We start from the raw sequence: 25,630 nt of genomic DNA, 5'->3' as shown, positions 1-25,630 counted from the left end.
GGTAGTCTCGCGGCTCGTGGAGACGACGGCGGCCGCGGTGGTGCTGGCCAGCGGCGCGGGCACCCGCGTCGGCGCGAAGCTGAACAAGGTCTACCTGCCGCTGGCCGGGCGCCGGGTGGTGGCCTGGTCGCTGGACGCGTTCGCGCGCGTGCCCGGCATCGGCGTGCTGGTGCTGGTCATCCGGCCGCAGGACCGCGACCTGGCGGACGAGGTGCTCGCGGAGTTCGGCGGCGTCGTCGAAGTCGTGCACGGCGGGGACACGCGCCAGGCGTCCGAGCTCAACGCGCTGCGCCACCTCGCCCCCCGGATGACAGGCGGCCGGGTCGACGCCGTGCTGCTGCACGACGCGGCCCGGCCGCTGGTCCACCCACAGCTGGTCGATGCGGTGCTGGCCCGGACACGCGAGGACGGGGGGGCTGTGCCGGGCCTGGCCGCGGACGACGTCGTCGGGGTGGATGCCGGGCACCTGGTCGCCCAGGTGCCCGGCGCGATCCGCGTCCAGACGCCTCAAGGCTTCCGGGCCGGACCGCTGCTCGAGGCCTACGAACAGGCCGCGCGCGAAGGTTTCGTGGGTACGGACACTTCCTCGTGCATGGAGCGGTTCTCCTCCCTGCCGATCCGGTGGGTCCCGGGTGCTCCCGAAAACCTCAAGATCACGTATCCCCACGACCTGGTGGTCGCGGAGCGGTTGCTCGCCCGCTAAGCGCAGGCGGGCGGGCCGCCGTCGTCCCCTTCCGTGGTGCTCGTGGGCCGGATGGTGACGTCCTGCCGCAGTTCCGGCGGAACCGCGCAGTCCGGCTGCGGGCGCAGCGCCTGCAGCGGCGCGCCCGGGGTGCCGGGCTCCGCGAGGGTGAGTACCGCTCGCAGCGTCCACACCGGGGTGGCGTGGTACTGCCAGGTGACGACCCGCGGGCTGAACACGTCCGTGCCCGGGAAGGTCGGGACCCGGTAGGCGCTGGCCCGGTGCTCGTCGCGGAGGATGATGACGTCCGCGCAGGTCGGCCACCGGTGCACCGCCGCGTAGACCTCCGGCGCCTCCCGGCCGCCGAACAGGTGCAGCACCCATTTGCGGCGCCGGAGCTCCTCGAGGAGTTCCTCGAGGCCCTGGCCGCTGGATCCGGTGTGAGGTGTGGGCGGGGACACACTTTCGAGGGTAACTTGCGTACTAGAGCGCAGTCCAGCTCGTGTACTAGTACACCTGGGTGGTTCTGATCAGGGCTTTGTCTCCGACACCCTGGCGTGCTAGAACACTTGTGCGTTAGTCCCCGTGAGGAGCTGCCGTGCCCACCCTCGACCGTCCAGAGCCGCCGTACCTGCAGATCGCGGGCCGGATCCGCGACGACATCCTGTCCGGCCGGCTGCAGGAGGGCGACACCGTGCCCTCCGCGCGCGAGATCGCGCGCACGTGGGCCGTCGCCATGGCGACGGCCACCAAGGTGCTGGCCACGCTGCGCTCCCAGGGCCTGGTGCGGCCCGTGCGCGGCGTCGGCACGGTCGTCGACCGCGGCGGCCTGCACCGCACGGCCCGCGACCGCTCGGCCGCCGCGGCGCGCACCGGGCGGATCTACCCGCCCGGCCACTACGCGGTGATCCGCGAGGCCGGGCTCGAGCCGGCGGCCGAACGCGCCGCCGCCGCGCTGGGCCTCGAAGAAGGCGCCCCGGCGATCCGGCGGCGGCGGACCACGTACGGGCCGGACTCGCGGCCGCTGTCGACGTCGACGTCGTGGTTCGACGGCACGCTGTCGGCCAAGGCCCCGGCGCTGCTGGTGGCGGAGCGGATCATCGAGGGCACCTCGGCCCACGCGGCCGCCCGGCTGGGCACGAAGATCGTGACGACGCAGGAACGGCACGCGGCGGGCCGCGCGAGCGGCGAGGAGGCGAGCGAGCTGGGGCTGCCCGAAGGGGCGCCGGTGCTGCTCGGCCGCAGCACCTTCCTCGCGGCCGACGGGACGGTCGTCGAGTACGGTGAATCCGCCGCCTTGCCCGACCACTGGGTTTTCTACGAGTACACGACTGAGGACGGCGAATGAAGCACATCCACGCGGGCAAGGTCCGCGACCTGTACGAGCTCGACGGCGGGGACATCCTGCTGGTCGCGTCCGACCGGGTCTCGGTCTACGACGTCTCGCTGCCGACGCCGATCCCGGACAAGGGCGCGCTGCTCAACCAGCTGTCGGCGTGGTGGTTCGAGCGCATGTCCGGCGTGGTCCCGAACCACGTCGTCTCGACGACCGACGTGCCGGAAGAGTTCGCCGGGCGCGCGATGCGCTGCAAGCCGCTGAAGATGGTCCAGGTCGAGTGCATCGCCCGCGGCTACCTCGCCGGCCTGGGCCTGCGCGAATACCAGCGCGACGGCAAGATCTCCGGCGTCGCGCTGCCGCCGGGGCTGGTCGAGGGCGACAAGCTGCCCGAGCCGATCTTCACGCCGACGACGAAGATCTCCGACACCGGCCACGACGAGTTCATGACCTTCGACGAGGTCCTGAACGAGATCGGCGAAGACACCGCGAAGCGGCTTCGCGAGCTGACGCTGGAGATCTACACGAAGGGCGCCGAACACGCGGCCAAGCAGGGCGTGATCATCGCGGACACGAAGCTGGAGTTCGGGTTCGACGCCGACGGCACGCTGACCCTCGGCGACGAGGTCCTGACGTCGGACTCGTCGCGGTTCTGGCCCGCCGACGAGTGGGAGCCGGGCCGCCCGCAGCACGCGTTCGACAAGCAGTTCGTGCGCGACTGGTCGCGTTCGACGGGCTGGGACCAGACCCCGCCCGGGCCCGAGATCCCGGCGGACATCGTCGAGCAGACGCGGCAGCGCTACACCGAGGTCTACGAGCGGATCACCGGGAAGACCTGGGTCCGTGGGTGACTACGACCCGTACCAGCTGATCGACGACGTCGAGACGTTGCTGGTCTCGCGCGGCCTCGAGCCGTCGCGGGTGCCCGGGCGCGGCGGTGACCGGCTGGCGGGTGCCAGCCGGTTGTTGCGCGGGTTCGGGCTGGCGCCCCGGATGGCCCCCGAGGACGCGTTCGACCTCGGGGTGCCGTTCCAGGGCCGGATCAACCAGGACTAGGGGCTCTTCGTCAAGCTCGCGTCGCGCTCGACGACATCGCCGAGGACGTCGTCGATGGCCTTCAGCAGGTCGGCGTCGAGCTTCTGGCCGGCGGCCTTGACGTTCTCGTGCACCTGCTCCGGGCGCGAAGCCCCGATGATCGCCGAGGCGACGTTCGGGTTCTGCAGCACCCAGGCGACGGCCAGCTGCGCGAGGCTCAGGCCGGCCTGCTTCGCGAGCGGCTCCAGTTCGGCCACGCGCTTGAGGACGTTGTCGTCGAGGAAGCGGGCGACCATGTTGGCGCCGCCCTTCTCGTCGGTGGCCCGCGAGCCTTCGGGGAAGGCCGCGCCCGGCTTGTACTTGCCGGTCAGGACGCCCTGCGCGATCGGCGACCAGACGATCTGGCTGAGGCCTTCGCGCTCGGAGGCGGGGATGACCTGGTCCTCGATGACGCGCCAGAGCATGTTGTACTGCGGCTGGTTGGAGACGAAGGGGACCTTGAGCTCGCGGGCGAGGGCGGCCCCGCGGCTGATCTGCTCGGCGGTCCACTCGGAGACGCCGACGTAGAGCACCTTCCCCTGCCGGACGAGGTCGGCGAAGGCGAGCATGGTCTCTTCCAGCGGCACGGTCCGGTCGAACCGGTGCGCCTGGTAGAGGTCGAGGTAGTCGGTGCCGAGCCGTTCGAGTGAGGCGTTGGCCGACTCGATGATGTGCTTGCGGGACAGGCCCTTGTCGTTGGGGCCCTTGGGACCGGTGGGCCAGAAGACCTTGGTGAAGATCTCGAGGCTCTCCCGCCGCTGCCCCTTCAGCCCCCGGCCGAGCACCGATTCGGCGGCGGTGTTGGCGTAGGCGTCGGCGGTGTCGAAGGTGGTGATGCCGGCGTCGAGGGCGGCCTTGATGCAGGCGTGGGCCTGGTCCTCCTCGACCTGGGAACCGTGGGTGAGCCAGTTCCCGTACGAGATCTCACTGACGTTGAGGCCGCTGCGGCCGAGACGACGAAACTCCATGCCGGTGAGCTTAGGCGGTAATCGTTTGCTTTGCTAACGACCCTGGAGTGACTCCAGCCTCGGCTCGGGGCCGGGGTGACGTGAATGACTCATTCCTGTCGCCGGACGACAGGAATGAGTCATTCACGACGTTTCGGGGGCGCCGGTCGGCTGCGGGCACGGCTTCGCCGAGACCCTGACGCTCGAGGCAGAGCGCCCCACCGGCGCGGCGCGGTGGATGGGCGGGTCCGGGCGGGCGCTCCGGCACCAGGAGGTCGCGAATGACTCATTCGCGACCTCAGAAGTCCCGAATGACTCATTCGCGACGCTCGACCAGCGCCCGAGCCGAGGCCGGACAGCAAGAAGCCGGGTCGAGCATCGCTCGACCCGGCTTCTCGAAAAGCGCTCAGTTCGGGATCGGGTCCCCGGGCTTCAGGCGCGGCTTCGGCACCCGCAGCCGCCGGATCTGAGAGGCGCGGACGAACGCGTACCAGCCGACCGAGCGGCCGTTCACCGTCTCCTTCGGGAACTTCTCCCGCACCAGCTTCGCGATCTTCCGGCCGTTGACGAAGCCCTCGATCGCCATCACCAGCAGCAGCGCCGTGCACAGCAGCGTGATGTACGACTGCACCTGGGGCAGCGGCACCAGCAGCGCCAGGAACACCACGATCGCCAGCGGCATGAACAGGCCCAGCAGGTTGCGCCGGGTGTCGACGAGGTCGCGGACGTACGCCTTCACCGGGCCGCGGTCGCGGGGGAGGAGGTACTTGTCGTCACCCGCCATCATGCGGTCGCGGCGCAGCTTGGCCGCCGCGCGGCGGTCTTCCTTCGTCTGCGGGTTCGACTTGCGCAGTTCCTTGTTGCGCTTCATCGCCTCACGCATCGTGGTGGGCGGCGGGGCCACCGGGCCGCGCTTCTTCGCCTCCGCGTCGCGGCGCTTGGGCGTAGCCTTGCCCTTACCGGGCGTGAACGACTTGCCCGCGACGTCGACGGCTTCCGTCGACTCCGGCTCGTCGGCGGGGGTGTCTGTGGTGCTTCGGCGCAGGAACCTCACCTCACCAGGGTATTGCAGGCGTCACGCCGCCGTTCACCAGGTCGATCGATGTGCGACCATGGTGGGGGAACAGAACGGACTCCCCGGGTGTTGAAGACGTCAGCACGAGGAGTATCCGCAGTGAGTTCGAACTTAGAGGGAGTGCCATGACGACCGCTGAGCACGCCGGCGCGACGCAGGCCGAGACCGCCGAAGAAACCCACGGGGTCACGCTGACCGACACCGCGGCTGCCAAGGCGAAGGCCCTGCTCGAGCAGGAGGGCCGCGACGACATGCACCTGCGCATCGCCGTCCAGCCCGGTGGCTGCGCGGGCTTGCGCTACCAGCTGTTCTTCGACGAGCGCACGCTCGACGGCGACCTGTTCCGCGACTTCGACGGCCTCAAGGTCGCCGTGGACCGGATGAGCGCCCCGTACGTGTCGGAAGCCGTCATCGACTTCGTGGACACGATCGAGAAGCAGGGCTTCACGATCGACAACCCGAACGCGACCGGCTCCTGCGCCTGCGGCGACTCGTTCCACTGAGCCACCGCGACAGCCGCGAAGAAGGCCCCGTCCCCCAGAGGGAGGCGGGGCCTTCTCCGTTGCTGCGGACTACGTCAGACGTACGCGTCGAGCTCGGCCACCTGGGCGTGGCACGCGTCGTCGACCTGCCACGGCTTGGCCGCGACGCGGGGCTGCGGCAGGCTCTCGGCCTGCAACGTCTCGGGGATGAGGGCGCAGTCGGCGATCAGCTCGGACAGGGTCTCGGGTTCGGTGACGGCGTTCACGATTCGTAACGCTATTGATCGCGATTCGACTGGAGAAGGAGTACCAGCCGGTAGTGTCGGTTGGGCGCGCGCGAACTACCCGGATGGGTCATGACCCGGGGGTAACTTCGCGCCTTTTGCCGTGAGGTCGAACACAAAGGAGCAGCCGGTGGCAGACAGGGCCAGGATCGCGGTGTCCGGCAGTATCGCGACCGACCACCTCATGCACTTCCCGGGCAGGTTCGCGGAGCAGCTGGTCGCGGAGCAGCTGCACCGGGTTTCCCTGAGCTTCCTCGCCGACGACCTCGTGGTCCGGCGCGGCGGCATCGGCGCCAACATCGCCTTCGGGCTGGGGGTGCTCGGCGTTCAGCCGGTCCTGGTGGGTGCCGTCGGCGCCGACTTCGCCGACTACCGCTCCTGGCTGGAGCGGCACGGTGTCGACACCTCCGGCGTGCACGTGTCGGAGGTCGCGCACACCGCGCGGTTCGTCTGCACCACCGACGAGGACCTCTGCCAGATCGCGACGTTCTACGCGGGCGCGATGGCCGAGTCCCGCAACATCGAGCTGCAGCCGATCGCCGAGCGCGCCGGCGCGCTCAGCCTGGTGCTGATCAGCCCGGACGACCCGGAGGGCATGGTCCGCCACGCCGAGGAGTGCCGCCAGCGCGGGTACGACTTCGCCGTGGACCCGTCGCAGCAGCTGGCCCGCATGAGCGGCGAGCAGGCCCGCGACTTCGTGGCCGGCGCGAAGTACCTGTTCAGCAACGACTACGAGTGGGAGCTGCTGCTCCAGAAGACCGGCTGGACCGAGGCCGACGTCCTCGCGCAGGTCGGCATGCGGATCACGACGCTGGGGGAGAAGGGCGTCGAGATCGTCGGCAAGGACGGCACCGCCCTGCAGATCGGCGCGGTCCCCGAGCGCGCGAAGGCCGACCCGACGGGTGTCGGCGACGGCTTCCGCGCGGGCTTCCTGGCCGGCCTCGACGGCGGCCTCGGCGTCGAGCGCGCCGCCCAGCTCGGCTCGCTGATCGCGGTGCTGGTGCTGGAGACGGTCGGCACCCAGGAGTGGACGTTCGACCGCGCGGACGCGCTGGCCCGCATCGGCGAGGCCTTCGGCCCGGACGCGGCGGACGAGATCTCGGCGGTCCTGCCCGCCTGAGCCCAAAAGCCGTGAAGGCCTCCTTACCGGCCATAAGAGCCGGTAAGGAGGCCTTCACGGCTTTTCAGAGCTTGACCGGGTAGACCGGCTCCGGGACCTCGGGCTTGATGCGGTGCTCGACGAAGATGCCGTGCCACAGCATGAACACGATCAGCGCCCACAGCTGGCGGCTGCGGTCCAGCTGGCCCGCCTTGTGCTCCTCCAGCAGCGCCAGGATCGCCTTCTTGTCCAGCAGCTCCTCGGTCTTCGAGTCGCTGATGATCCCCTTCGCCCAGTCGTACATCTCGTTGCGCAGCCACAGCCGGATCGGGACCGGGAAGCCGAGCTTGCGGCGGTTGAGCACGTGCGCCGGGATGATCTTCGCCAGCGCCTGCCGCAACGCGTACTTCGTCGTGCCGTGCGCCAGCTTCTGGTCCAGCGGGATCGACGCCGCGACCTTGAAGACCTCGGCGTCGAGGAACGGCACCCGTAGCTCCAGCGAGTTCGCCATCGTCACCTTGTCGGCCTTGACCAGGATGTCGCCGCGCAGCCAGGTGTAGAGGTCGACGTGCTGCATGCGGGCCACCGGGTCCCAGCCGCGCGAGACGTCGTACCAGGGCGCCGTGACGTCCTTGAAGCCCACGCCTTCCTGGTAGGTCTTGAGCACGTTGCGCAGCTGGTCGTCGCGGAAGTTGCGGGCGTTGCCGTAGTAGCGGTCCTCCAGCGGCAGCGCGCCGCGGCGCAGCAGGTCCTTGCCGCGGGTGCCCTCGGGGATCTTCGTCGAGACCTTGCCGATCAGCTTCCGCATTCCGCCCGGGATCTTCTCGAACGGCGCCAGCGAGATCGGCTCGTTGTAGATCGTGTAGCCGCCGAACAGCTCGTCCGCGCCCTCGCCGGACAGCACCGCCTTGACGTGCTTGCGGGCTTCGCGGGCGATGAACCACAGCGGGACCAGCGCGGGGTCGGCCACCGGGTCGTCGAGGTACCAGACGATGAGCGGCAGCACCTCCATCATCTCGTCCGCCGACACCGTCCGGACCACGTGCTTCACGCCGATCGCGGCGGCCGACTCGGCGGCGACGTCGACCTCGGAGTAGCCCTCGCGCTCGAACCCGGTGGTGAACGCGATCAGGTTCGGGTTGTGCTCCTTGGCCAGCGTGGCGGTGGCCGTGGAGTCGATGCCGCCGGACAGAAAGGCGCCGACGGTGACGTCCGGGTCGGAGATCATGTGCTTGCCGACCGAGTCGCGCATCACATCGGCGATGCGCTGGTGCAGTTCCTCGGCTTCGGCCTGCGTGTTCACCGGCTTCGCGCGGAACTCCGGGTGGAAGTAGCGCGTGAACTTCACCTCACCGCCGGGGGCCACCTCGAACGACGTGCCGGACTCGACGCGGCGGATCGCGGTGTGCAGCGACTCGGGCTCGGGCACGTACTGCAGGACCAGGTAGTGCTGAAGGGCCTTGCGGTCCAGCTCCTGGGCGACGCCGAGGACGTCCGAGAGCTCCAGCAGGCTCTTCTTCTCGCTGGAGAACGCCACCCCGCCGGGGCCGGCCGAGTAGAACAGCGGCTTGATGCCGAACGGGTCGCGGGCGCCGAAGACGCGCTTCTCCTGGGAGTCCCAGATCATGAAGGCGAACATGCCGCGCAGCCGCTTGACCCAGTCCGCGCCGAGGTAGTGGAAGCCGGCGACGATGGCCTCGCCGTCGCCCTCGGTCTCGAACTTCGCACCGTGCTGCGCCGCGAGCTCTTCGCGCAGTTCACGGTAGTTGTAGATCTCGCCGTTGAAGTTCATCGTGTACCGGCCGGGCGCCTCCGGCGGGCCCCAGACCAGCGGCTGGTGCGCGTGCTCGACGTCGATGAACGCGAGCCGGTTGAAGCCGTAGACGACCTCGGCGTCGGCCCACGTGTCCTGCTCGTCGGGGCCGCGGTGGCGCTGGCAGCGCATGGCCGCGCCGACGGCGTCACGCGCGTTGGCCGCGCCGGTCTCGGTCGCGCAGATCAGTCCAAGCAGGCCGCACACGGGTACTCACACACCTTCGGAGTTCTTCACCGGGCTGGGGGAAGAGCCCAGTATGCCGGGCGGCCGGTGGCGCGTAACACGCGCGTCGATGGTTACCCCTTGGTCAGCGGGACGCGCCAACTCGGCTAGGCTCCGCTCGTCACGAAGATCTGTCGTAGGAGGCTCTGGGTGAAAGGGCGAGGCGCAGTGGGACAACCCGAGCGCACCCTGGGGAAGCGGACCGTGCGCGTCGCCGCGTTGGCGGTGCTGGTCGCGCTGACCGCGACGGGTTGCTCCGGTGACGAGATCCTGCGGTTCGGCTGGCCGGTCGGTGTCACCGAGCAGGCGAACCAGATGCGGAACCTCTGGACCTGGACCGTGGTCGCGGCGCTGGTCGTCGGCGTCATCGTGTGGGCCCTGATCTTCTGGACCGCGACGTTCCACCGCAAGAAGAAGACGGTCGACGGCGAGCCGGAGGAGCTGCCCCGGCAGTTCCAGTACAACATCCCGCTCGAGCTGTTCACGGTCGTCGTGCCGACGATCATGGTCTGCGTCCTGTTCTTCTTCACCGCGACGACGGAGTCGAAGGTCCTGGACAAGATCCCGAACCCGGACGTCAAGGTCCAGGTCGTGGCCTTCCAGTGGAACTGGGAGTTCAAGTACGAGGACGAGTCCGCGAAGAAGGCGGACGGGCAGCAGGTCAGCACCGTCGGCTCGTCCGGCGAGATCCCGCTCCTGGTGCTCCCGGTCGGCAAGACCATCCAGTACGACCTGATCTCCACCGACGTCATCCACTCCTTCTGGGTCCCGGAGTTCCACTTCAAGCGGGACGTCATGCCGAACCCGGACAAGAACAACCAGGACAGCTCCTTCCAGAACAAGATCGACCGCGAAGGCTCCTTCGTCGGCCGGTGCGCGGAGCTGTGCGGCACGTACCACTCGGTGATGAACTTCGAGGTCCGCGCGCTGTCGGCGGACAAGTACGACCAGTACATCGGGCTGCGCAAGCAGACGAACCCGGCGACCGGTCAGGCCTTCACCGCGGCCGAGGCACTGGCGAAGATGAACTGCGGCGAGCTGTGCGCCCCGCACGCGGTCACGACCCAGCCGTTCAACACCGACCGCACGGCCCGCACCGCGTCCAACTGACGCCCGGCGACAAACAGGAGTAGGGAAGACCCATGAAGGCCGAAGCCCGCATCTTCTTCATCGTGGCGATCTTCGCCGTGTTCATGGCGGCGGTGTACTGGGTGTGGACCGCGGCGGCCGCGACCCACGGCCCGGAGCCGGTGGGCATCGTCTCGCTGTTCCTGACCGGCGGCCTGGCGTTCCTCGCGGGCAGCTACATGCAGTTCGTCGCCCGCCGCATCGAACCGCGCCCGGAAGACCGCGAAGACGCCGAGATCAGCGACGGCGCGGGCGAGCTGGGCTTCTTCAGCCCGGGCAGCTACTGGCCGGTCAGCATGGCGGCGACGGCGGCGCTCGCGGCGCTGGCGCTGGCGTTCTTCCACATCTGGCTGCTGGTGATCGCGCTCGTCGCGCTGCTCATCACCATCGGCGGCCTGGTGTTCGAGTACCACACCGGCCCGTCGCACGACTGAGCTCTTCTTCACAGCCGGCCGCCACGCATCGCGCGTGGCGGCCGGTTTCGTTTTCAGCCCCGGAACGCCGTCCGGTAGGACGACGGGCTCGTCCCGCGCAGCCGGGTGAACTGGTGCCGCAGCGCGGCCGCGGACGCGTACCCGCAGGCCGCCGCGATGTCCTCCACCGAGCGCCCGCCCTCCTCCAGCAGGGCCTGGGCGCGGTCCAGCCGCCGCTCGGTCAGCCAGCGGTGCGGTGTCGTGCCCGTGGCGGCCGAGAAGCGGCGCAGGAACGTCCGTTCGCCGAGCCCGCTGCGCCGGGCCAGCTCCGCCACCGTGAACGGCTGGTCCAGGCGCCGTTCGACCCACTCCAGGGCCTCCGCGACCACGGCGTCGTCGGGCGCGGCCGTAGCGGGCACCGGGGCCTGGACGAACTGGGCCTGCCCGCCCGCGCGGTGCGGGGCCGCGACCATCCGGCGCGCCAGCGTCGTGGCCGCCGCGACGCCGCGCACCCGGCGGACCAGGTGCAGGCACAGGTCGACCGCCGCGACCGTGCCCGCGCTGGTCAGGACGCCGCCGTCGTCGGCGTACAGCGCCTGCGGGTCGACCTCGGCCGCCGGGAAGCGCGCGCGGAACTCCGCCTCGTACACCCAGTGGACGGTGCAGCGGCGCCCGTCCAGCAGGCCCGCGTAGCCGAGGGTGAACACGCCCGCGCAGAACCCCGCGACCCAGGCCCCGCGCCCGGCGGCGTCGCGCAGGACGTCCAGGACCGGCTCCGGCGGCGGCGCGGTCCGCGGCGCGCACGTCGGCACGATGAGCAGGTCCGCCGTCGCCGCGTGGTCCAGGTCCTTCAGGCCGGAGAGCCCGAACCCGGACCAGCTGGCGACCGCGTCCCCGCCCGGCGAGCAGACGGCGAAGTCCCAGCCCTCGATGCCGTCGGCGCTGCGGTCGGTGCCGAACACCTCGCACGCGACGCCCAGCTCGAACGGCGAAACGCGGTCGGCGAGCACCACCGCGACCCGGTTGACGTCCATGGCGGCCAGTCTGTCACAAGTTTTGCGGTCGTTGTCATCTCTGACACTGGTTGCGGGGCGCCGACGAGACGAACCTGATCGGTATGACGAACTCCGAAACCCGCCCGCTCCTCCAGTGGTCCGCGGCGATGGCGATGTCCGGCACGATCGGCGCGGTCGTCCTCGAGAGCGGCGCGGCCGCGCCGGCGGTGGCCTTCGCCCGCTGCTTCGTGGGCGGCACGTTGCTGGTGCTGTGGTGCCTCTCCCGCGGCTGGCTGCAGGCCTGGCGGCCGTCCCGCCGCGACCTCGGCCTGGCCGTGCTGGGCGGGCTCTTCCTGGTCGGCAACTGGGTGCTGCTGTTCGCGTCGTACGCGCTGTCGTCGATCTCGGTCAGCACGGTCGTCTACCACACGCAGCCGCTGATCCTGGTCGGCCTGGCGGCCGCGTTCCTCGGCGAGAAGGTCGCGAAGAGCCACCTGGCCCGCGCCGCCATCGCGTTCGGCGGAGTGGCGTTGATCTCGCTGTCCGCCCACGGCGAGGACGGCAAACCGGTGCAGCTGGCCGGCATCGGCCTCGCACTGGGCGCGGCCGTGCTCTACGCGGGAGCGTCCTTCGTCGCGAAGCAGCTGAAGCACATCCGCCCGCACCTCCTGGCCGCCGTGCAGACGACGGTGGGCGCGCTGGTCCTGGCCCCCGTGCTGCTCGTCACGCCCCTGCCGTCGACGACTTCGGGGCTGCTGTGGCTGGTCCTGCTCGGAACCGTCCACACGGCGCTGATGTACGTGCTGATGTACGCGAGCATCGGCAAGCTGCCGACCACGACGGTGGCGCTGCTGTCCTACCTGTACCCGGTGGTCGCGGTCCTGGTGGACATCGCCTTCTACGGCCACCGCCCGAGCTGGCCGGAGGCGGTGGGCATGCTGGCGGTCCTGGCGGCGGCGCTGGCACCGCAGCGTGGCCGGAAGTCCGGTGTGCCGCAGCAGCCGAGGGAGGCGGGAGCGGTGCCCGAACCCGCTGCCTGCAAGTGAGCGGGTGGCCGCGCCGGCTTCCCGGCGCGGCCACCGGACCGCGGGTCAGCTGAAGGCGATCCAGCGGTCCAGCAGCGTGGCCGCGGCGCCCGAATCGATCGCCTCGGCCGCGCGCACCAGGCCGGCCCGCAGGTCGTCCTCCAGGGACTCCGAGAAGCCCGTGAACGCCGCCAGCGCGGCGGCCGCGTTGATCAGGACCGCGTCGCGGACCGGGCCGGCCTTGCCGCTCACCAGTTCGCGGACCACCTCGGCGTTCGCCGCCGCGTCGCCGCCGCGCAGGTCGTCCGCCGTCGCGCGGGGGATGCCCAGGTCGGCGGGGTCGAGGGAGCGCTCGGTGACCGTGCCGCCCGAGACCACCCACACCGTCGACGTCGTCGTGGTGGTGATCTCGTCGAGGCCGTCGTCGCCGCGGACGACCAGGGCCGTCGTGCCGCGGCGGGCGAACGTCTCGGCCAGGACGCGGGTCTTGTCCGGGTACGCGCAGCCGATCACCGCGGCGCCCGGCTGGGCCGGGTTGGTCAGGGGGCCGAGCAGGTTGAACGTCGTCGGGATGCCGAGCTCGCTGCGCACCGGGCCGGCGTGGCGCAGGGCCGGGTGGAACGCCGACGCCAGGAAGAACCCGATCCCGACCTCGTCGAGGCTGCGCCGCACGTCCTCCGGCGGCAGGCTGATCCGCACGCCGAGCGCCTCGAGGACGTCGGCCGCGCCGGACTTCGAGGACGCGCTGCGGTTGCCGTGCTTGGCCACCGGCGCGCCGGCGGCCGCCGTGACGATCGTCGCCATCGTCGAGATGTTCACCGAGTTCGAGCCGTCGCCGCCGGTGCCGACGATGTCGACCGCCGGGCGGTCCAGCTCGACCCGCCGGGCGTGCGCCAGCATCGTGGCCGCCATGCCGGCGATCTCCTCGGGCGTCTCGCCCTTGGCTCGCAGCGCCACCGCGAACCCGGCGATCCGGGCCGGGCTCGCGGCCCCGCTCATGATCTGGTCCATCGCCCACGCCGTGTCGTCCGCGGAGAGGTCGACGCCCGCGACGAGCTGCTTGAGCAGGGGTGGCCAGGTGCGGGGGACCGGGGTGGTCACCGGGCTCAGCCGTTCACGACGGGGACCCGTCGCAGCACGTCGGCGACGGTCTCCGCGGCGGTCAGCGGGTCCAGCGGGTGCACCAGCACGGCGTCCGCCTGCGACCAGGTCGCCAGCCACCGGTCGTCCTTGCGCCGCACCGAAACCACGATCGGCGGGCAGTCCGCGATCTCCGCCTTCAGCTGACGGCACAGGCCGATGCCGCCGGTCGGCTGCGCCTCGCCGTCCAGAATCGCCAGGTCGACGTTGCCCGCGTCCACCTCGGACAGCACGTCCGCGATCCCGGCCGCCTCGATGTAGTCCACGCGCGCCAGGTCCGCCGCGGGCCGGCGGCCGACCGCGTTCACGATCGCTTCGCGCACCTCCGCCTTGTGGCTGAACACCAGGACCCGCATCGACTCGCCCATCAGGCACGCCTCCATGTCGTCACCGCACGTCTCGCACGCCGATCGTATCGGCCGAGACGGACATCACGCGGTCGGCTCCGGCTGGAGCGCGTCCCAGCCCAGCGCGTCGCCCCCGAGCCGCTGCGCGAGACCCGCCATCCGGGACCGTTCCTGGGCGCAGTGGAGCGCGTCGAGCACCTGGACGCGCACCGCCAGCACCCGCGCCGAATCACCCGAAAGACCCTGTTCGCGCAGCTCGTAGCCGTCCTGCGCGAGGATCGACGCCGCTTCGGCGACCCGGTCCGGCGGCAGCAGCAGGTGGTGCCGCAGAACGGCCGGTGCCGTGCTGACCCAGCCGGGTGAACCCGCGAGGACGGCGGAGTCCGCGACGACCGGGTCGAAGGCCGCCACGACGATCTCCAGCCCGGGGTCGTCGGGCCCGAGAACAGGCGTTTCGCGCTTCTTGACCAGGTTGAGCAGGCGGTTCACCAAACTCATGAGTAGCTCTCACCTTCCCGGGCATCCCGTGTGATCGGTTACGCAGACGGCTCGCCGTGGACCCACCCGGCGGAGCGGCGGTGCGAGAGGACATAATGCGACGCGTGACAACGGCAGCTCCCACCATCAGTCAGCGGGTCCACTCGCTGAACCGGCCGAACATGGTCAGTGTCGGCACCATCGTGTGGCTGTCCAGCGAGCTGATGTTCTTCGCCGGACTGTTCGCGATGTTCTTCACCGTCAAGGCGCAGAACTCCTCCGGCCAGTGGCCGCCGCCGCTGCACGGCGAGGAGTTCCACCTCAACGTGGCGTACGCGATCCCGTTCACGGTGATCCTGGTGCTGTCCTCGCTGACCTGCCAGTTCGGGGTGTTCGCCGCCGAGCGCGGCGACGTCTACGGGCTGCGCCGCTGGTACATCATCACGTTGATCATGGGCGCGATCTTCGTCGGCGGCCAGGCCAACGAGTACCACAACCTGGTGGAAGAGGGGATGACGATCCCGTCCGGCCCGTTCGGCACGGTCTTCTACCTCGCCACCGGGTTCCACGGCCTGCACGTCATCGGCGGGCTCATCGCCTTCGTGTACCTGCTCATCCGCACCAAGCTGAGCAAGTTCACGCCCGCCCAGGCCACGTCGGCGATCGTCGTGTCCTACTACTGGCACTTCGTCGACATCGTGTGGGTCGGCCTCTTCGGTGTGATCTACCTCCTTCCGTAGCTCACACCCAGCCGCCACCACCATCACCACCGGCCTGAACTGACAGCAAGGGTTGCCGCAAGATGACCACCAGCACCAAAACGTCGGAGCGCCGCTACCGCGCGCGGTCGAAGCTGCGGAGGCGGTTCGCCGGCCTGCTCGCGCTCGGTATCGCGCTGGTGGGCGCCGGCGCCCTGTACGCCGTGTTCGCCCCGGAGCCGCAGACCGCGCAGGCCCAGGGAACGCCGGCGCAGCTGCGGCTCGGCGAGCAGGTCTACAACAACACCTGCATCGCGTGCCACGGCGCGAACCTCGAAGGCGTGCAGGACCGCGGGCCGAGCCTGATCGGCATCGGCGACGCCGCGGTGTACTTCCAGACTTCTTCGGGCCGCATGCCGGCCGCGCGCCAGGAGGCGCAGGCCGCGCGGAAGCCGCCGAAGCTGACCGAGGCCGAGATCGACGCGGTCGGCGCCTACATCCAGGCGCACGGCGGCGGCGTCCAGCGCCCGGCCGAGAAGGGCGAGGCCCTGCGCGGCTCCGACCCGGCCCGCGGTGGCGAGCTGTTCCGCTTGAACTGCGCTTCGTGCCACAACTTCACCGGCCGCGGCGGCGCGCTGTCGGCGGGCAAGTACGCGCCGAACCTGGACCCGGCCAGCGAAGAGCAGATCTACACGGCCATGCTCACCGGCCCCCAGAACATGCCGAAGTTCTCCGACCGGCAGCTGTCGCCGGAGGAGAAGAAGGACATCGTCGCCTACGTGAAGTCGGTGTCGGACGGCAACAACAACCCGGGTGGTAACGGCCTCGGCGGGGTCGGCCCCGCTTCGGAGGGCGTCATCGCCTTCATCGTCGGGATCGCCGCGCTGATCGGCGTGACGTTGTGGATTGGATCGAAGGCATGAGTGCCGAGGGGCCGAAGCCGCCGACGGAGGCGGAACTGGCTGAGATGGACCGTGACCAGCTGGTCAAGCTGGGCGGGGCGCTCGACGGCGTCGAAATCGTCGAATACCCGACCCCGTGGCCCGTGGAGGGCACCCGCGCGGAGAAGCGCGCCGAGCGCCTGGTGGCGTTCTGGTTCGCGCTGTCCGCCGTGGCCGGGCTGGGCTTCGTCGTCTCGCTGATCTGGTGGCCGTGGAAGTACGAGTCGCCGGACAACGAGAGCGGCCACTTCTGGTACAGCCTCTACACCCCGATGCTCGGCATCACGCTCGGCCTGGCCATCCTCGGCCTCGGCATCGGCGTGATCCTGTACACGAAGAAGTTCGTGCCCGCCGAGGTCGCGGTGCAGGAGCGCCACGACGGCGAGGGCAAGGGGTCGGCCGAGGTCGACCGCCAGACGTTCCTCGCGCACCTGGCCGACGCCGGCAACCGCAGCACCATCGCGCGCCGGTCGCTGATCAAGCGCACGGCCATCGCCGGGGCCGGCACGCTGGGCCTCGCGGCCGCCGCGCTGCCGCTGGCGTCCTTCATCAAGAACCCGTGGAAGGACAGCGAGACCCGCGAGTCGCTGTGGCACACGGGCTGGCAGCCGAACTTCCCGGGCGAGAAGGTCTACCTGCGCCGCAACACCGGCAAGCCGCTGGAAGAGGGCGAAGAGGTCAGCCTGGTCAAGGCCGAGGACCTCGACGCCGGCGCGATGGAAACGGTCTTCCCGTACCGCGAGTCCGAGAAGGACAAGCCGGAGCTGCTCGCCGCCGCGCTGACCCGGGTCGACAACCCGGTCATGCTGATCCGCCTGCGCCCGACCGACGCCGCCAAGGTGGTCAAGCGGTCCGGCCAGGAGGACTTCAACTTCGGCGACTACTACGCGTACACGAAGATCTGCAGCCACGTCGGCTGCCCGACCTCCCTGTACGAGCAGCGCACCAACCGCATCCTGTGCCCCTGCCACCAGTCGCAGTTCGACGCGCTGCACTACGGCAAGCCGATTTTCGGCCCGGCGACGCGTCCGCTGGCCCAGCTACCGATCACGGTGGACGAAGAGGGATACTTGATCGCGCGAGGCGACTTCATCGAGGCCATCGGTCCGGCCTTTTGGGAGCGTAAGTCATGAGTTCACTCACCACGCCGACCAAGGGGTCGAGCCCGGTCGAGAAGGCGCTGGGCGACGCGGCGAACAACGCGGACCAGCGCTACCACGCGGCCAAGGGCCTGCGGCACCAGCTCAACAAGGTCTTCCCGACGCACTGGTCGTTCCTGCTCGGCGAGATCGCCCTCTACAGCTTCATCATCCTGCTGCTCACGGGTGTGTACCTGACGCTGTTCTTCGACCCCTCCATGCAGGAGGTCGTCTACCACGGCAGCTTCAAGAACATGCAGGGCCTGGAGATGTCGCAGGCGTTCCGCACCACGCTGGACATCTCCTTCGACGTGCGCGGCGGGCTGTTCATGCGGCAGCTGCACCACTGGGCGGCGCTGATCTTCGTGGCGTCGATGGCCGTGCACATGCTGCGGATCTTCTTCACCGGCGCGTTCCGGCGCCCGCGTGAGGCGAACTGGGTGATCGGCGGGCTGCTGCTGATCCTGGGCTGCTTCGAAGGCTTCTTCGGCTACTCCCTGCCCGATGACCTGCTCTCGGGTACCGGTATCCGGGCGACGCTGTCGGGGATCGTGCTGTCGGTGCCGGTGGCGGGGACCTGGATCCACTGGGCGCTCTTCGGTGGGGAGTTCCCGGGCGATCAGATCATCCCGCGGTTGTACACGCTGCACATCCTGCTGCTGCCGGGCATCATGCTGGCGCTGGTGGGGGCGCACCTGGCGCTGGTGTGGTACCAGAAGCACACCCAGTTCCCGGGGGTGCGGCGCAAGGAGACCAACGTCGTCGGGGTGCGGATCATGCCGTACTTCGCGTTGAAGGGCGGGGCGTTCTTCACCCTGGTCATCGGGGTGCTGGCGCTGATGTCGGGGTTGTTCCAGATCAACCCGGTGTGGAACTTCGGCCCCTACAACCCGGCGCAGGTGTCGGCGGGCTCGCAGCCGGACTGGTACATGGCCTGGGCCGACGGCATGCTGCGGATCTGGCCCGCGTGGGAGGTCTACCTCGGGAACTACACGATCCCGGCGGTGTTCTTCCCCGGCGCGGTCGGCATGCCGATCCTGTTCGCCCTGTTCCTGGGTTACCCGTTCATCGAGCGGAGGCTGTCCAAGGACACCGCGCACCACAACCTGCTCCAGCGGCCCCGGGACGTCCCGGTCCGCACGGCGCTGGGCGCGATGGCGCTGGGCTTCTTCATGGTGATCGAACTGTCGGGCTTCAACGACATCATCGCCGACCAGTTCGACATCTCCCTGAACGCGACGACGTGGGCGGGCCGCATCGGCGTGCTCATCGTGCCGCCGATCGCCTACTACCTCACCTACCGGCTCTGCCTGGGCCTGCAGCGGGCCGACCGCGAGGTGCTGGAGCACGGCGTCGAGACGGGCATCATCAAGCGGCTGCCGCACGGTGAGTTCATCGAGATCCACCAGCCGCTCGCCGGCGTCGACAGCCACGGCCACGCGATCCCGCTCGAATACCAGGGTGCGTCCGTGCCGAAGAAGATGAACAAGCTGGGCTCGGCGGGCCACGCCGTCCCGGGCACGTTCTGGTCGCCGGACCCGGCCGAGGAGACCGCCGCGCTGCAGCGGGCCCACGGCAACGGGCACGGCAACGGCAACGGCCACTCCGCGGTCGAGAACGGCCAGCACGGGGAGTTCGACTCCGCCGAAACGGCTTCGGCCGCGAAGCAGTCGGACCACTAGCCGCAAGACGACGCGAAGGCCACCTCCGGTTCGCCGGAGGTGGCCTTCGGTGTTTCCGGGCTGGCACGATGCGCGGCATGGAACGTGTGCTCGGCATCGGAGGTTACTTCTTCCGCGCGGCGGACCCGGCGGCCCTGGGGGCCTGGTACCGGGACTTCCTGGGGCTCGACGCCGACGAGCACGGGCTGTGGCAGCAGGCGCCGGGCCCGACCGTCTTCGCGCCGTTCGAGGCCGGGACCGACTACTTCGGGTCGCCCTCGCAGCAGGCCATGCTCAACTTCCGGGTCCGCGACCTGGACGCGATGCTGGCGCAGCTGCGTGCCCAGGGCGCCGACGTCGCCGAAGAGACCCAGGACATGGACGGCATCGGCCGCTTCGGCTGGGTCACCGACCCCGAGGGGAACCGGGTCGAGCTCTGGCAGCCGGCCTAGCCCGGTTCGCGGAGCCGGGCGACGGTCTTCCCGGCCCGGGAGACGCGGGTTTCCGGCTTCTTGGCCTCCGCGACCCACTGGGCGTACTCACGCCGGTGCGACGGCGGCAGGGCTTCGAACGCCGCCGCCGCGTCCGGGTCCGCCGCGAGCGCGGCGGCCAGTTCCCCGGGGACCTCGGTCAATCCTCGACGCCGATCGAGAAGGCCGACTCGGTGTCGGTGCGGGAGTAGGACCGGAACGCGATGTGCGTGACGGTGTCCAGCACCCCCGGCACCTTCCCGATCCGGCCGGGGATGAGGTCGGCCAGCTCTTCGTGCGCGGAGACCTGCACGGTGGCGATGAGGTCGACGTCCCCGGCACACGAGTAGACCTCGCCGACACCGTCGATGTCGGCGATCGCCTGCGCCGCGTCCGGGATCGCGTCCGCCTCAACCTGGATCAACACGATCGCGGTGATCACCTGGGTCCTCCAAGACTCGTCTGCGGGGTGTCGACCGCGATCCTAGTGAGCTGCCTCGCTACGCCGCCGTGTGCGCCAGCCAGTGCTCGGCCAACGTGGGGTCGCCCGTGATGGTGACGCGGCCGGCGGGCAGGCGGCGGGTGAGCACGAGCAGCAGGTCGCCGACGGGCCCGGCGAGGGTCGTGTCGGCGGGCCCGGCGGCGTGGTTCCAGCGGACGCCGTCCGGGGTGCGGGTGATCAGCCAGCCGGGGCCGTCGCCCGGGTCGGCCCGCAGGGTCTGGCCGGTGCCGCGGAGCTCGGCGAAGGCGGGGTTCAGGGTCGGCGTCACGGGGTCGGAGAGTACGTCCAGCCACTCGCTGATTGCGTCGGCGGCCAGGTCGGGGGCGACCTCGAACGCGGCGCCGGCGGCGAACGCGGCGTCGGCGTGGTGGACGGTGGTGTCGTGCGCCATCCGCCGCAGCCAGAACCGGGCGGGGCCGGGGCCGAAGAACGTCCAGACCGGCGTCTCCCCGGCGGCCAGGACGGCGTCCTCGAGGTCGGCGGCGCCCTCGAGCAGCCAATCGGACCACTTCTCGGGCGAGCCGGGGTCGGCGTCGAACGGATCGGGCACGGGGGAGGGCCCGGACCGGACGATGCCCGCGGCCCAGCGGTGGGCCTGGCCGATGTGCCCGACGAGCACCCGCACCGGCCAGTCGGGGCAGGTGGGCACCCGCGCGTCCGGATCGGCGCCGGTCACCGCCGCGGCGAGCCCGGCGGTGTGGTCGTGGAGGCCTTCGGCGAGTCTGGTGGTGTCCATGGGCCGTACCGTAGGAATTCCACCCGGCTGGAGGTTCGACCGAAGGTGACCGAGGACACACTGGGGATCGGCGACCTGGCCCGGCGGACGGGGGTGCCGGTCCGCACGATCAGGTTCTACTGCGACGAGGGCCTGCTGGAGCCGGCCCGCAGCGTCGGCGGCCACCGCCGTTTCGAAGCGTCGGCGGTGGAGCGGCTCGGGCTGGTGCGCCGGCTGCGCGGCCTCGGGCTGGGCCTGCGCGCGATCACCGAGGTGCTGGCCGGCCGCAGGTCCCTGGACGACGCGGTGGCGGCCGAGCGCACGGCCCTGGACCGCGAGCTGGCGACCCTGTCCTGGCGGCGGTCGGTGCTTCGGGCGGTGGAGGAGGTGCCGTCCCGGCTGGACGTGCTGTCGGCGGTCCAGGACGCCCCCGCGGCCCGTGCGGCGCTGGTGCGGTTGTGGGAGCCGATGACGACGGGCCCGATCCCACCGGACACGGCGCGGATGTTCCTGGACATCAGCGCGCCGCAGCCACCGGAGTCCCCGACGACGGCCCAGGTGGTCGCGTACGCCGAGCTGGTGGTGCTGGCGGCCGACCGGGAGCTGGCGGTGCGGCTGAGGGCGAGCACGCTGGTGGCGCACGAGCGGATCACGGACCTGGGCGAGCTGCACGCCTCGGTGGGGGAGGCGTGCGCTTTGGCGGCCGACGCGGTGGCGGCGGGTGCCTCGCCGTCGCCGGGTGCGGCGCTGGACCGTTTCGTGGCGGCGCACGCGACGGCGCATCGGGCTTCGGACAGTGTGGAGTTCCGCCGGGCATTGAACCGCCGGACGGCGGCGGACCGGTCACCGCGCTTGCGGCGGTACTGGCATCTGGCGGGTGAGGTCACCGGGGAGGCCGCGCCGATGGGGGTTGCGCACACCTGGCTGCTCGATGCGCTGGACCGATCGGTGGGGTGAGGGGCTCGGGCTGGTTGGTGCTTTGGGGGCCGCTGTGGCTTGCTTGAGCGCCGGTTGGCTTGCCTGAGACGGCCCTGCGGTGGCTGGACGGGGGTGTGTGGCCAGGACTTGGGCTCCTGCGGGCGGCTGGCTTGCGCCAGCGAGGGCGCACGGCCGCTAGCTGGGCCGCGGTGGCTGGCTGGCATGCGCCGGCGAGAGCTGCGGTCGGCATTGAGCATTTGCGGACGCGTAAGCGTGGCGCCGCCGCTGTGGCAGTTGCTGCCGGCCGGCGTGCGCAGGACAGTGCGCGCGGGCGCCATGGCAGCCCGGTCGCCGACGGTCGTCGCTTGGCGGCTCGGGGCACGCCGGCTCGGTGGCCAGCGGCCCTGCTGCCCAGGCTGCCGGCCGCAGCAGCGGCGCACCCGGCCGGCCGACCGGGTGCGCGCCTTCCCGAGGTAGCGCCGGGTGGTCGGCTGTGGCTTAGTTGCTCGCCGCAGTCAGCGGCTTGGCCGGCTGGCCCGCCGTCCGGGTGCGCGCCGCAGTCGGTAGCCCTGGCTGGTCAGCCCGCGGCCGGTTGCCCGCCGCAGCCAGCGGCTGGTCAGCTATCCGGTCGACCGGGGTGCCCCGCCACAGTCGGTAGCTGCGGGTGGTCAGCCGCGGCCGGTTGCCGGCCGTAGTCAGCAGCTTGGCCTGCTTCCCCGCCGCTCGGGGTTGCCCGCCGCAGCCGAGTGCCCCGCCCCGGGCCGCCGAGCGCGGCAGGTCGGCCGCAGGGTCGCCGCCGCCCTCACCCCACGTGCTCCAGCGAATGCGCCCCCGCCACCAGGTCCAGCCACCCCTGCCAGCCCGCCACCGCCGCCGGCTCCGCCCACGGCCTCGTCGTCCGGACCAGCCGAACCCCCGGCCTGGCCAGCCAGCGCAGCAGCACCCCCACCTCCTCCGGTGGCGCCCCGTGCAGGGGCCCGGGCTCCGGCAGCACCGTCTCCGCCGACGCCACCAAAGCCTCCACCACCGGCATCGGCGGCACCCCGCGCCGGGCCACTCCCGCTGAAGCCAGCCGGCCGTAGCGAATCACCGACAGCTCCCAGCCGCCCGCGCCGTCCGGGGCTGCTGCGATCAGCTCGGCGATCGCGGCCAGTGCGCCCTGGCGGTGGGCCCGGCCCAGTGCGCGGATCAGGCCGGCCAGCTCGTCGCGGTGGCGGGCCGCCTGCTCGAAGTGCTCGCCGGCCGCCAGGTGCTCCACGTGGGCCGCCGCCGTGTGCAACGGGCGGCCGTCCAGGCCCGCGATCAGGCCCGACACCGATGCGACCGACGGCTCGTACGCCTCGACGCTCTGCCGTCCCGCACAGGGCGCGCCGCAGCGGCCCAGCTCCGCCAGGACGCACGGGGTCCCGTTGGGCGAGCGGGGTGAGATCCGCTGCGTGCAGGTCCGCAGGCCCGATGCGCCGGCCAGGGTGTCCGCCGTCGCGCGGGCGTCCGCCTGGTTACGGAACGGGCCCAGCACCCCCGGCCGCGGCAGGCGGACCACCGACAGGCGCGGGAACGCCTCCTCCGTCAGCCCGATCCACCAGCCCTGGTGACGGTTCTTCGACCGGCGGTTGTACGCGGGCCGGTGCGCCGCGATCAGCCGCAGCTCCCGCACCTCCGCCTCCAGCGCGTGCGCGCACACGACGTGGTCGACGCGCTCGGCCAGCGCGACCATCTCCCGGATCCGGCTGCGGTTCTCCGAACCCGTGAAGTACGTCCGCACCCGCCGCCGCAGGTCCTTCGCCGTGCCGACGTAGAGGACCTCCTCCTTCGGGCCCTTGAACAGGTAGACGCCCGGCGCGGCCGGCAGGTCGGCCGCCAGGTGCCGTTTCGCCCGCTGGGCGACCGTCACCTCCGGCAGGTACCCCATCAGCTCCTCGAGCGAATGGACGCCGAGGTTCCCGACGCGCTCCAGCAAGCCGTGCAGCACGTCCACGGTGGCCCGCGCGTCGTCGAGCGCCCGGTGCGTCGGCCGCGTGCGCGCGCCGAACAGCAGCGCCAGCGCCGTCAGGTTGTAGCGCCCGACCTCGTCGCGCGGCACCACGCGCCGGGCCAGCCGGGCCGTGCACACCACCGTCAGCTTCGGCCACGCGTACCCGTGCGCCTCGCAGGCGGCCCGCATGTGCGAGGTGTCGAACCCCGAGTTGTGCGCCACCAGCACCGAGCCGCCGATGAACTCCAGGAACGCCGGCAGCACCTCCTCGATCGGCGGCGCGTCGTACACCATCAGCTGGGTGATACCCGTCAGCGAGACGATCTGGGGCGGGATGGTCTTGCCCGGGTTCACCAGGGTCGCGAACTCGCCGAGCACCTCGCCCGCGCGGACCTTCACCGCGCCGATCTCGGTGATTTCGGACGCGCCCGGCCCGGCTCCGGTGGTTTCCAGGTCGAAAACCACGAAAGTCGTTTCCCGCAACGGGGTTCCGAGCTCGTCGAACGCGAGTTGTGCCTGGATCGAACGCATGGTCGGACTGTAAGGGCGACCACCGACAGTTTCCGCGCGGAGCCGGTCCGTGTGCCGCGCGGCGCGGGATGCGGGGGCGGGGCCTACCCTGGACCAATGCACCCGCAGCCGCTCGTGCCGGAGCCGCCAGGGGACCCCGCCGGTCCCTCGGGTGTCGCGTCGCGCCCGGAGCCGGCTGAAGAGCCCGCCGACCGGCCGGAACCCGCCACCTGGCCGGCACTGCCCGAGCCGGTCCGGGACCGCATCGCCGAGCTCGCCGCGGCCGCCGTCGCCAAGCTCCCCGGCACCGACGTGCCGCGCCAGCTGCGGCCGGTCGCCAAGTTCGCCCCGGCCAAGCGCGCCAAGCTCGGCGGGGCCGCCCTGCTGGCCGCGCTCGGCGAGTCCTCGCAGTTCCGGACCGCCGTCATCGAGTGGTTGCGCGAACACCGCACCGACGCGCTCGACCCGAACGCCGCCGACTCCGTCGCCGCCGCGGCCGCCGCCGTCCTGCTCGGGGAGTCCGGTGCCGCCGGGCGCGTGCGGCTGGTCGCCAAGAACGCCGAGGAGAACGCCCTCCGCGCCGAACGCGACGCCGCGCTGGCCCGCAACCAGCGGCTCGAGGCCGAACTCGGCCAGGTCCGCGCCGAACTCGCCGAAGCGCGCCTCGCCGCCGAAAGCGTCCGCGGCGAGCGCGAGGGCGAAGTCGAGAAGCTCCTGAAGCGCCTGCGCGAGCAAGGCGTCCAGCTGCGCCAGGCCCGTGACGCGGCCGAAGCGGCGGCCGCCGACGCCGCCCGCGGGTCCGCCGCCCGCGCGGACGAGATCGCCGCGCTGACCGCCCAGCTCGACCGCGAACGCCAGCGCGTCGCCGCCGAACGCGCCCGTGCCGAACGCGCCGCCGCGGACGCCGAGATCGCCCGCCAGTCCGCCCGGGAAGCCCGCCAAGCCGACGAGGTGCGGCTCGGGCTGCTCATCGACACGATCGACGGCGCCGTCACCGGGCTGCGGCGCGAGCTCGCCCTCGGCGCGCGTGGCGCCCGCCCCGCGGACATGGTGCGCGGCACCCGGTCCGGCACCGGGCAGGGCGGCAAGATCGCGGACGTGTCCACGCTGGACCGCTACCTCGCGCTGCCCAACGTGCACCTGATCGTCGACGGCTACAACGTGACGAAGACCGGCTACCCGGAACTCGCGCTCGCCGACCAGCGCGACCGGCTGATCCACCAGCTCCAGGCGCTGGCCGCGCGCACGTCCGCCGAGGTCACGGTGGTCTTCGACGGGGCGGGCGTGCTGTCGGTCCCCGCCGCGGTGCCGCGCGGGGTGCGGGTGCTGTTCTCCGACCGCGGGGTGCTGGCCGACGACGTGATCCGCAACATCGTCGCGGCCGAGCCCGCGGGCCGTCCGATGGTGGTGGCGACGTCCGATCGCGCGGTGGCCGACTCGGTCCGCGGCGGCGGCGCCCACCCGGCGCCCTCTTCGGTGCTGGTCAGCCGCCTTTCGCGGGTCTGATCGCGCGGCCTGTGACCCGGGGTCGCGCGGCCCTGGACGTGGTGAACGAGTCG

General features: G+C 71.5%; 29 protein-coding genes. 16 read left to right on the top strand and 13 right to left on the bottom strand.

The window, feature by feature from the left end; translation table 11 throughout:
• Positions 1-16: 16 nt before the first annotated feature.
• On the top strand, positions 17-703 hold the full coding sequence (locus tag SD460_RS39185; RefSeq protein ID WP_318307492.1) for an IspD/TarI family cytidylyltransferase: 687 nt from the start codon (positions 17-19) through the stop codon (positions 701-703).
• On the opposite strand, the gene SD460_RS39180 is transcribed toward SD460_RS39185, so the two are convergent.
• Entirely contained in the window at positions 700-1,143 is a 444-nt protein-coding gene (locus tag SD460_RS39180) for a hypothetical protein (RefSeq protein WP_290062500.1), read from the bottom strand. The genes SD460_RS39185 and SD460_RS39180 overlap by 4 nt on opposite strands.
• A gap of 137 nt (positions 1,144-1,280) precedes the next feature.
• Between SD460_RS39180 and SD460_RS39175 the strand changes: the two genes are divergently transcribed.
• The 3 genes from SD460_RS39175 to SD460_RS39165 are packed head-to-tail and all read left to right on the top strand — an operon-like array spanning position 1,281 to position 3,074.
• Positions 1,281-2,030 carry a GntR family transcriptional regulator gene (locus SD460_RS39175; protein WP_318307491.1) on the top strand — a complete coding sequence of 250 codons (750 nt, stop codon included), beginning with the start codon at positions 1,281-1,283 and terminating at the stop codon, positions 2,028-2,030.
• Entirely contained in the window at positions 2,027-2,869 is an 843-nt protein-coding gene (locus SD460_RS39170) for a phosphoribosylaminoimidazolesuccinocarboxamide synthase (protein ID WP_290060269.1), read from the top strand. The genes SD460_RS39175 and SD460_RS39170 overlap by 4 nt, the downstream gene beginning before the upstream one ends.
• The gene (locus SD460_RS39165; protein WP_290060270.1) at positions 2,862-3,074 is read left to right on the top strand and encodes a hypothetical protein; all 213 of its coding nucleotides are present in this window, start codon (positions 2,862-2,864) and stop codon (positions 3,072-3,074) included. The genes SD460_RS39170 and SD460_RS39165 overlap by 8 nt, the downstream gene beginning before the upstream one ends.
• Here the strand turns inward: SD460_RS39165 and SD460_RS39160 are convergent.
• Both SD460_RS39160 and SD460_RS39155 read right to left on the bottom strand, forming a co-directional pair.
• Positions 3,071-4,060, bottom strand: a complete 990-nt coding sequence (locus tag SD460_RS39160; protein ID WP_290060271.1) for an aldo/keto reductase family protein — start codon at positions 4,058-4,060, stop codon at positions 3,071-3,073. The genes SD460_RS39165 and SD460_RS39160 overlap by 4 nt on opposite strands.
• Positions 4,061-4,445: 385 nt before the next feature.
• Entirely contained in the window at positions 4,446-5,093 is a 648-nt protein-coding gene (locus SD460_RS39155) for a DUF3043 domain-containing protein (RefSeq protein WP_290060272.1), read from the bottom strand.
• Positions 5,094-5,239: 146 nt separating this feature from the next.
• On the opposite strand from SD460_RS39155, the gene SD460_RS39150 reads away from it, so the two are divergent.
• A complete protein-coding gene (locus SD460_RS39150; protein ID WP_103342340.1) occupies positions 5,240-5,617 on the top strand; it encodes a HesB/IscA family protein in 378 nt (125 codons plus the stop codon).
• A gap of 74 nt (positions 5,618-5,691) precedes the next feature.
• On the opposite strand, the gene SD460_RS39145 is transcribed toward SD460_RS39150, so the two are convergent.
• Complete coding sequence (locus SD460_RS39145; protein WP_290060274.1) at positions 5,692-5,862, bottom strand: hypothetical protein; 171 nt, start codon at positions 5,860-5,862, stop codon at positions 5,692-5,694.
• Positions 5,863-6,010: 148 nt separating this feature from the next.
• On the opposite strand from SD460_RS39145, the gene SD460_RS39140 reads away from it, so the two are divergent.
• Positions 6,011-7,000 (top strand): carbohydrate kinase family protein, encoded by a 990-nt coding sequence (locus SD460_RS39140; protein ID WP_290060275.1) that lies wholly within the window; start codon positions 6,011-6,013, stop codon positions 6,998-7,000.
• A gap of 64 nt (positions 7,001-7,064) precedes the next feature.
• On the opposite strand, the gene asnB is transcribed toward SD460_RS39140, so the two are convergent.
• Positions 7,065-8,999 (bottom strand): asparagine synthase (glutamine-hydrolyzing), encoded by a 1,935-nt coding sequence (asnB, locus tag SD460_RS39135; protein WP_290060277.1) that lies wholly within the window; start codon positions 8,997-8,999, stop codon positions 7,065-7,067.
• 186 nt (positions 9,000-9,185) lie between these two features.
• Between asnB and ctaC the strand changes: the two genes are divergently transcribed.
• Together ctaC and SD460_RS39125 are read left to right on the top strand one after the other, a co-directional pair.
• Positions 9,186-10,127, top strand: a complete 942-nt coding sequence (gene ctaC / locus SD460_RS39130) for an aa3-type cytochrome oxidase subunit II (RefSeq protein WP_290060278.1) — start codon at positions 9,186-9,188, stop codon at positions 10,125-10,127.
• Between the two features lie 32 nt (positions 10,128-10,159).
• Positions 10,160-10,579: a cytochrome c oxidase subunit 4 gene (locus SD460_RS39125; RefSeq protein ID WP_160696084.1), complete on the top strand. Its 420-nt coding sequence runs from the start codon at positions 10,160-10,162 to the stop codon at positions 10,577-10,579.
• A 53-nt stretch (positions 10,580-10,632) separates the two neighbouring features.
• Here the strand turns inward: SD460_RS39125 and SD460_RS39120 are convergent, their stop codons facing one another.
• On the bottom strand, positions 10,633-11,592 hold the full coding sequence (locus tag SD460_RS39120) for a GlxA family transcriptional regulator (protein ID WP_290060280.1): 960 nt from the start codon (positions 11,590-11,592) through the stop codon (positions 10,633-10,635).
• Positions 11,593-11,675: 83 nt separating this feature from the next.
• Here SD460_RS39120 and SD460_RS39115 point away from each other — a divergent pair, with 83 nt between their 5' ends.
• A complete protein-coding gene (locus SD460_RS39115; RefSeq protein ID WP_290060281.1) occupies positions 11,676-12,599 on the top strand; it encodes a DMT family transporter in 924 nt (307 codons plus the stop codon).
• 45 nt (positions 12,600-12,644) lie between these two features.
• Here the strand turns inward: SD460_RS39115 and trpD are convergent, their stop codons facing one another.
• The 3 genes from trpD to SD460_RS39100 all read right to left on the bottom strand — a co-directional run bounded on the left by trpD (position 12,645) and on the right by SD460_RS39100 (position 14,563).
• On the bottom strand, positions 12,645-13,679 hold the full coding sequence (trpD, locus tag SD460_RS39110) for an anthranilate phosphoribosyltransferase (protein WP_318307490.1): 1,035 nt from the start codon (positions 13,677-13,679) through the stop codon (positions 12,645-12,647).
• Between the two features lie 5 nt (positions 13,680-13,684).
• Positions 13,685-14,086 carry a response regulator transcription factor gene (locus SD460_RS39105; protein WP_290060286.1) on the bottom strand — a complete coding sequence of 134 codons (402 nt, stop codon included), beginning with the start codon at positions 14,084-14,086 and terminating at the stop codon, positions 13,685-13,687.
• Positions 14,087-14,149: 63 nt separating this feature from the next.
• Positions 14,150-14,563: a hypothetical protein gene (locus tag SD460_RS39100; RefSeq protein WP_290060283.1), complete on the bottom strand. Its 414-nt coding sequence runs from the start codon at positions 14,561-14,563 to the stop codon at positions 14,150-14,152.
• Positions 14,564-14,658: 95 nt separating this feature from the next.
• On the opposite strand from SD460_RS39100, the gene ctaE reads away from it, so the two are divergent.
• The 5 genes from ctaE (at position 14,659) to SD460_RS39075 (ending at position 19,433) form a co-directional block, all read left to right on the top strand.
• On the top strand, positions 14,659-15,282 hold the full coding sequence (gene ctaE / locus SD460_RS39095; protein WP_086681061.1) for an aa3-type cytochrome oxidase subunit III: 624 nt from the start codon (positions 14,659-14,661) through the stop codon (positions 15,280-15,282).
• Between the two features lie 62 nt (positions 15,283-15,344).
• Positions 15,345-16,163, top strand: coding sequence for a cytochrome bc1 complex diheme cytochrome c subunit (gene qcrC, locus SD460_RS39090; RefSeq protein WP_290060284.1), 819 nt, complete (start codon positions 15,345-15,347; stop codon positions 16,161-16,163).
• Positions 16,160-17,314: a cytochrome bc1 complex Rieske iron-sulfur subunit gene (gene qcrA, locus SD460_RS39085; protein WP_290060285.1), complete on the top strand. Its 1,155-nt coding sequence runs from the start codon at positions 16,160-16,162 to the stop codon at positions 17,312-17,314. The genes qcrC and qcrA overlap by 4 nt, the downstream gene beginning before the upstream one ends.
• Positions 17,311-19,002 carry a cytochrome bc1 complex cytochrome b subunit gene (gene qcrB / locus SD460_RS39080; RefSeq protein WP_318307489.1) on the top strand — a complete coding sequence of 564 codons (1,692 nt, stop codon included), beginning with the start codon at positions 17,311-17,313 and terminating at the stop codon, positions 19,000-19,002. The genes qcrA and qcrB overlap by 4 nt, the downstream gene beginning before the upstream one ends.
• A 77-nt stretch (positions 19,003-19,079) precedes the next feature.
• On the top strand, positions 19,080-19,433 hold the full coding sequence (locus SD460_RS39075) for a VOC family protein (protein WP_290058260.1): 354 nt from the start codon (positions 19,080-19,082) through the stop codon (positions 19,431-19,433).
• Here SD460_RS39075 and SD460_RS39070 read toward each other — a convergent pair.
• From SD460_RS39070 to SD460_RS39060, 3 genes are read right to left on the bottom strand one after another with little or no spacing between them, the layout of a single operon-like run.
• Complete coding sequence (locus SD460_RS39070) at positions 19,430-19,615, bottom strand: YdeI/OmpD-associated family protein (protein WP_290058259.1); 186 nt, start codon at positions 19,613-19,615, stop codon at positions 19,430-19,432. The two genes, SD460_RS39075 and SD460_RS39070, sit on opposite strands and share 4 nt — an antisense overlap.
• The gene (locus SD460_RS39065) at positions 19,612-19,893 is read right to left on the bottom strand and encodes an Lrp/AsnC family transcriptional regulator (protein WP_247012548.1); all 282 of its coding nucleotides are present in this window, start codon (positions 19,891-19,893) and stop codon (positions 19,612-19,614) included. Before SD460_RS39065 ends, SD460_RS39070 begins: the two co-directional genes overlap by 4 nt.
• Positions 19,894-19,951: 58 nt before the next feature.
• Positions 19,952-20,689: a maleylpyruvate isomerase family mycothiol-dependent enzyme gene (locus tag SD460_RS39060; RefSeq protein WP_290058258.1), complete on the bottom strand. Its 738-nt coding sequence runs from the start codon at positions 20,687-20,689 to the stop codon at positions 19,952-19,954.
• A 45-nt stretch (positions 20,690-20,734) separates the two neighbouring features.
• Here SD460_RS39060 and SD460_RS39055 point away from each other — a divergent pair, with 45 nt between their 5' ends.
• Complete coding sequence (locus tag SD460_RS39055; RefSeq protein ID WP_318307488.1) at positions 20,735-21,625, top strand: MerR family transcriptional regulator; 891 nt, start codon at positions 20,735-20,737, stop codon at positions 21,623-21,625.
• A 763-nt stretch (positions 21,626-22,388) separates the two neighbouring features.
• On the opposite strand, the gene SD460_RS39050 is transcribed toward SD460_RS39055, so the two are convergent.
• Positions 22,389-24,092 (bottom strand): DEDD exonuclease domain-containing protein, encoded by a 1,704-nt coding sequence (locus tag SD460_RS39050; RefSeq protein ID WP_318307487.1) that lies wholly within the window; start codon positions 24,090-24,092, stop codon positions 22,389-22,391.
• A gap of 96 nt (positions 24,093-24,188) precedes the next feature.
• Between SD460_RS39050 and SD460_RS39045 the strand changes: the two genes are divergently transcribed.
• Positions 24,189-25,577, top strand: a complete 1,389-nt coding sequence (locus SD460_RS39045) for an NYN domain-containing protein (protein ID WP_318307486.1) — start codon at positions 24,189-24,191, stop codon at positions 25,575-25,577.
• Positions 25,578-25,630: the final 53 nt, after the last annotated feature.

Origin of the sequence: Amycolatopsis solani (assembly GCF_033441515.1) — a bacterium.
Taxonomy (GTDB): domain Bacteria; phylum Actinomycetota; class Actinomycetes; order Mycobacteriales; family Pseudonocardiaceae; genus Amycolatopsis; species Amycolatopsis solani.
This window is presented reverse-complemented; position numbering and strand designations above follow the sequence as displayed.

Coding starts and splice junctions, on each gene's coding strand:
- SD460_RS39105 (WP_290060286.1), bottom strand. CDS start 14,086: ATGGGCGAGTCGATGCGGGTCCTGGTGTTCAGCCACAAGGCGGAGGTG.
- SD460_RS39170 (WP_290060269.1), top strand. CDS start 2,027: ATGAAGCACATCCACGCGGGCAAGGTCCGCGACCTGTACGAGCTCGAC.
- qcrB (WP_318307489.1), top strand. CDS start 17,311: ATGAGTTCACTCACCACGCCGACCAAGGGGTCGAGCCCGGTCGAGAAG.
- qcrA (WP_290060285.1), top strand. CDS start 16,160: ATGAGTGCCGAGGGGCCGAAGCCGCCGACGGAGGCGGAACTGGCTGAG.
- SD460_RS39060 (WP_290058258.1), bottom strand. CDS start 20,689: ATGGACACCACCAGACTCGCCGAAGGCCTCCACGACCACACCGCCGGG.
- ctaE (WP_086681061.1), top strand. CDS start 14,659: ATGCGACGCGTGACAACGGCAGCTCCCACCATCAGTCAGCGGGTCCAC.
- SD460_RS39050 (WP_318307487.1), bottom strand. CDS start 24,092: ATGCGTTCGATCCAGGCACAACTCGCGTTCGACGAGCTCGGAACCCCG.
- SD460_RS39120 (WP_290060280.1), bottom strand. CDS start 11,592: ATGGACGTCAACCGGGTCGCGGTGGTGCTCGCCGACCGCGTTTCGCCG.
- SD460_RS39160 (WP_290060271.1), bottom strand. CDS start 4,060: ATGGAGTTTCGTCGTCTCGGCCGCAGCGGCCTCAACGTCAGTGAGATC.
- SD460_RS39045 (WP_318307486.1), top strand. CDS start 24,189: ATGCACCCGCAGCCGCTCGTGCCGGAGCCGCCAGGGGACCCCGCCGGT.
- SD460_RS39075 (WP_290058260.1), top strand. CDS start 19,080: ATGGAACGTGTGCTCGGCATCGGAGGTTACTTCTTCCGCGCGGCGGAC.
- SD460_RS39150 (WP_103342340.1), top strand. CDS start 5,240: ATGACGACCGCTGAGCACGCCGGCGCGACGCAGGCCGAGACCGCCGAA.
- SD460_RS39115 (WP_290060281.1), top strand. CDS start 11,676: ATGACGAACTCCGAAACCCGCCCGCTCCTCCAGTGGTCCGCGGCGATG.
- SD460_RS39125 (WP_160696084.1), top strand. CDS start 10,160: ATGAAGGCCGAAGCCCGCATCTTCTTCATCGTGGCGATCTTCGCCGTG.
- SD460_RS39100 (WP_290060283.1), bottom strand. CDS start 14,563: ATGAGTTTGGTGAACCGCCTGCTCAACCTGGTCAAGAAGCGCGAAACG.
- qcrC (WP_290060284.1), top strand. CDS start 15,345: ATGACCACCAGCACCAAAACGTCGGAGCGCCGCTACCGCGCGCGGTCG.